The organism is Cohnella caldifontis (assembly GCF_029360585.1).
GTDB lineage: Bacteria > Bacillota > Bacilli > Paenibacillales > Paenibacillaceae > Cohnella > Cohnella caldifontis.
Map to the genome: position 1 here is coordinate 1 of NZ_JAQZSJ010000044.1, position 3,450 is coordinate 3,450.

Annotated in this window: 3 protein-coding genes and 1 other RNA gene; all 4 read right to left on the reverse strand. The window is 59.5% G+C overall.

The genetic code is table 11. The features are described 5' to 3' along the window. Window positions 1-33 precede the first annotated feature (33 nt). Window positions 34-401, reverse strand: a transfer-messenger RNA (tmRNA) gene (gene ssrA / locus PTZ19_RS25215). A 278-nt stretch (window positions 402-679) separates the two neighbouring features. Beyond that, window positions 680-1,168 (reverse strand): SsrA-binding protein SmpB, encoded by a 489-nt coding sequence (smpB, locus tag PTZ19_RS25220; protein ID WP_276358465.1) that lies wholly within the window; start codon window positions 1,166-1,168, stop codon window positions 680-682. Window positions 1,169-1,260: 92 nt separating this feature from the next. Next, window positions 1,261-2,193, reverse strand: coding sequence for an aspartate carbamoyltransferase (gene pyrB, locus PTZ19_RS25225; protein ID WP_276358467.1), 933 nt, complete (start codon window positions 2,191-2,193; stop codon window positions 1,261-1,263). Between the two features lie 857 nt (window positions 2,194-3,050). Then, a complete protein-coding gene (locus PTZ19_RS25230; protein ID WP_276358468.1) occupies window positions 3,051-3,368 on the reverse strand; it encodes a hypothetical protein in 318 nt (105 codons plus the stop codon). Between the last annotated feature and the right edge of the window lie 82 nt (window positions 3,369-3,450).

Below are 3,450 nucleotides of genomic sequence, written 5' to 3' on the forward strand. Positions count from 1 at the left end.
AAAAACTCTGACCTCGTGCGGTCAGAGTTTTTATGGTGGAGGCGAGGGGAGTCGAACCCCTGTCCGAAGACAACGCCACACAGGCTTCTACGGGTGTAGTCCCAGTTTTGATGTCACCCGAGCAGCGCCCCGGAACCGGCTCTGCGTTGGGTCAGCCTGATTGTCTTCTTCCGCTAGCCCCAGGCGGAGACTAGACGGCGTATCCCACTAAAGTTGAGCCCCTATCCCGCTACATGGGCGATAGAGAGTAGGAGCCTGGTGACCGTTATTAGGCGGCCAGAGCCAGAGAAGGTTGTTGTTGTTTGCCGTTTAAATTTGGCATCCGCGTTGTTGAAGCGGCCGCAGCCCCACTACCCGCTACCCATGCTCGAACTGTCCCCGTCGAATCCATAAACGCCCCCGAATCGGATCGTCGCAGCCGCCAAATACTACACTCATAAGCAGCTCGTGATCGCTAAATAAGGAGCCGTCAAAATCAACGGCAGCTGAACATCTACGACTATTATAACACACCGAGCCTCGCGATACCGCGTGCTCTTTGCTGGCAAGCTTGCCAGTGACCCGTCCGACGAGCGACCTCAACAGCCGAAAAGGTTAACCCTGCAAACAGAAACCATCAAGAGCCGTAAAGATCAACACGCCGAATCCGAATCATCAACCCATCCAACGATCAACGCCCTTAAAAGCTGACTTTCTGCTTCTCCCGAAGCGCCCGCTGGATGTCGCGCTGCGCGTCTTTCTTGGCGGCGTCTGCGCGCTTGTCGTATTGCTTCTTGCCTTTGCCCATGCCGATCAGCACTTTGGCATAACCGTTGCGGATGTACACCTTGAGCGGCACGATCGTATACCCTTCCCGCTTCGACTCGCCCAGCAGCTTGTGGATCTGCTGCTTGTGCAGCAGCAGCTTCCGCGCCCGCGTCGGATCGCTCGGGTTGCTGCGGTTGCCTTCCTCGAACGGGCTGATGTGCATGTTGTGGATGAACATCTCGCCGTTGCGGACCGTGGCGAACGCGTCGCTCATGTTCGCGCGCCCGCGGCGCAGCGACTTGATCTCGGTCCCCGTCAGCACCATCCCGGCTTCGTAGGTCTCCTCGATGAAGTAGTCATGGGACGCCTTCTTGTTTTGCGCCAAAGGCTTGTCGAACTGGTCTTTGTTCTTGCTGCCCATTTTCCTCCACCTCCGATTTCCGAAAATGTTTCTCCGACCGCACCCGCCTTATACGCCGTACAGCCGGAGATTCATTATAGCACGCCCGGCCCTCAGTCCGCCAGATTCAAACACTTGGCGACCAGCGCCATGCGGATGTACAGCCCGTTGACCGCCTGCCGGAAATACGCCGCGCGCGGATCCGCGTCGACTTCCTCCGCGATCTCCCCGGCACGAGGCAGCGGATGCAGGATGATGGCGTCCTTGCGCATCCGATCTAGGAAAGCACCGTCGATGATGTATTTGCCCGAAGCCTTCTCGTACTCCTCGACCGACGGAAAACGTTCCTTCTGGATCCGCGTCTGATAGATCACGTCCGCCGAACCCGCCACCGCGTTGAGATCCTGCGTCTCCTGATACCGAATGCCCTTCTCGTCCAAGTAATGCTTGACGTAAGGCGGGATCTGCACGTTCTCCGGAGCGATGAAGTCGATCATGACGTCCTGATAGTTCGCCAAAATGTAGCTGAGAGAGTGCACCGTCCGTCCATACGTGAGATCGCCTACCATGGCGATTCTGAGCCCATCGATGCGACCGAACTCCTTATTGATCGTGTACGCGTCCAGCAGCGCCTGCGTCGGGTGCTCCCCCGCGCCGTCGCCCGCGTTGATGACCGGCACGCCCGCGACCGCCGCCGCCCGCTTGGCCGCGCCGATCTCGGTATGGCGCATGACGATGACGTCGCTGTACCCCGTCACGATCCGGATCGTGTCCTCAAGCGTCTCTCCTTTGATGGCGGACGAGAACTGCGCGGCGTTCTCCGTCCCGATCACGCTGCCGCCCAGCCGGTGCATCGCCGATTCGAACGAGAGCCGCGTCCGCGTGCTCGCCTCGAAGAACAGCGTCGTCATGATTTTGCCCGACAACCGCTTGTCGCCGCCGGCCGCTACGACGTCCTCCATCTTCTCCGCGGCCGCGAACAGCCGCTCCAGCTCCGGACGATCGAACTGCTTGGCCCCCAGCACATGATACAAATTTCGTTCCACGGGCTCCACCCTCTCCATAAATCCGAACCTTTACACCATTTCTTATCCTATAAGATACGACACCAATTGTAAAATGGCTTATTCACCCTTCGAAGCTGCGATGGGCCGGCGCTGCCCCGATCGGCCGCTGGCCGTACCACGTGTTGCCCACCGGCTAAAGGACACAGCGGACGCTATTCTATTCAATTCTTGACCTTCCGTATTTTAACGGACACAGCTGCACTTATTGAGGGAAAAACACCGCGTTGAATAGCCATACAGGGCAAATAAGGGCCGTGCTGTCCATTAGAATTTCGAAATAGTCGTATTTCCGCAAATAACCGCTGTGGTGTCCGTTAGGTTTGGAAATGGTCGTATTCCTACAAATAACCGCTGTGGTGTCCGTCAGGTTTGGAAATGGTTGTATTCCTACAAATAACCGCTGTGGTGTTCGTTAGGTTTCCGAAATGGTCGTATTCCTACAAATAACCGCTGCGGTGTCCATTAGGTTCGGAAATGGCCGTTTCCCGCAAATAACCGCTGTGGTGTCCGTTAGGTTTTGAAATGGCCGTTTTCCCGCAAATAACCGCTGTGGTGTCCGTTAGGTTTGGCAATGGCCGTTTTCCCGCAAATAACCGTGCGGTGTCTGTTAGGTTTGGAAATAGCCCTTTCCCGCAAATAACCGCTGTGGTGTCCGTTAGGTTTGGGAAAGGTCGTATTCCTGCAAATACTGGCCGGGGTGTCCCTGGCAAGAGGCTGCACCAGCCGATCCCCGTGAATCGTAGGCCTTACCGATCGGACTCGCCGACTCGCAAGTCAAATGGCCGCCGATCGCGAATCAAGACAAAGGCCAGCCCACCCAGGCTGGCCTCACACCGTCAGTCCTTCTTCTTCCGGCGTCCGCCGGTCGGCCGGCCGCCTCCGCCGCCCCTCTCGCGGCGGGCGCTGCGGCGCATTTCCTCCAGCGCTTCCTGCTCTCCGCCGTCGTCCTTGAGGCCCTGGCCAGAAATCGGCAAGCCCCACATGTCCAGCTTGCCCGCGCGCCGGTTCCTCTGCGGCTTCGGCGCGGCGGCTGCCGGGGCTACGGCAACCGCGGCGCCCGCAGCGCCTCCGGCCGTGCCGCCGCCTCCGCGGCCCGACTTCCGCCCGCGGCCCCCGCCGGCCCGTGCCGGCTCCGCTGCACCTGCCGGCGCCATACCGGCATCGCCGCCGCCGACCGTCACCGCGCCCAGCACCAGCGGGGCCGGCTTGCGGCCCTTCTTGCCGCGCCGCCGCCCG

Bases quoted from the DNA above. Each gene is read 5' to 3' on its own strand.
- smpB (WP_276358465.1), bottom strand. From the start codon at position 1,168: ATGGGCAGCAAGAACAAAGACCAGTTCGACAAGCCTTTGGCGCAAAAC.
- PTZ19_RS25230 (WP_276358468.1), bottom strand. From the start codon at position 3,368: ATGGCGCCGGCAGGTGCAGCGGAGCCGGCACGGGCCGGCGGGGGCCGC.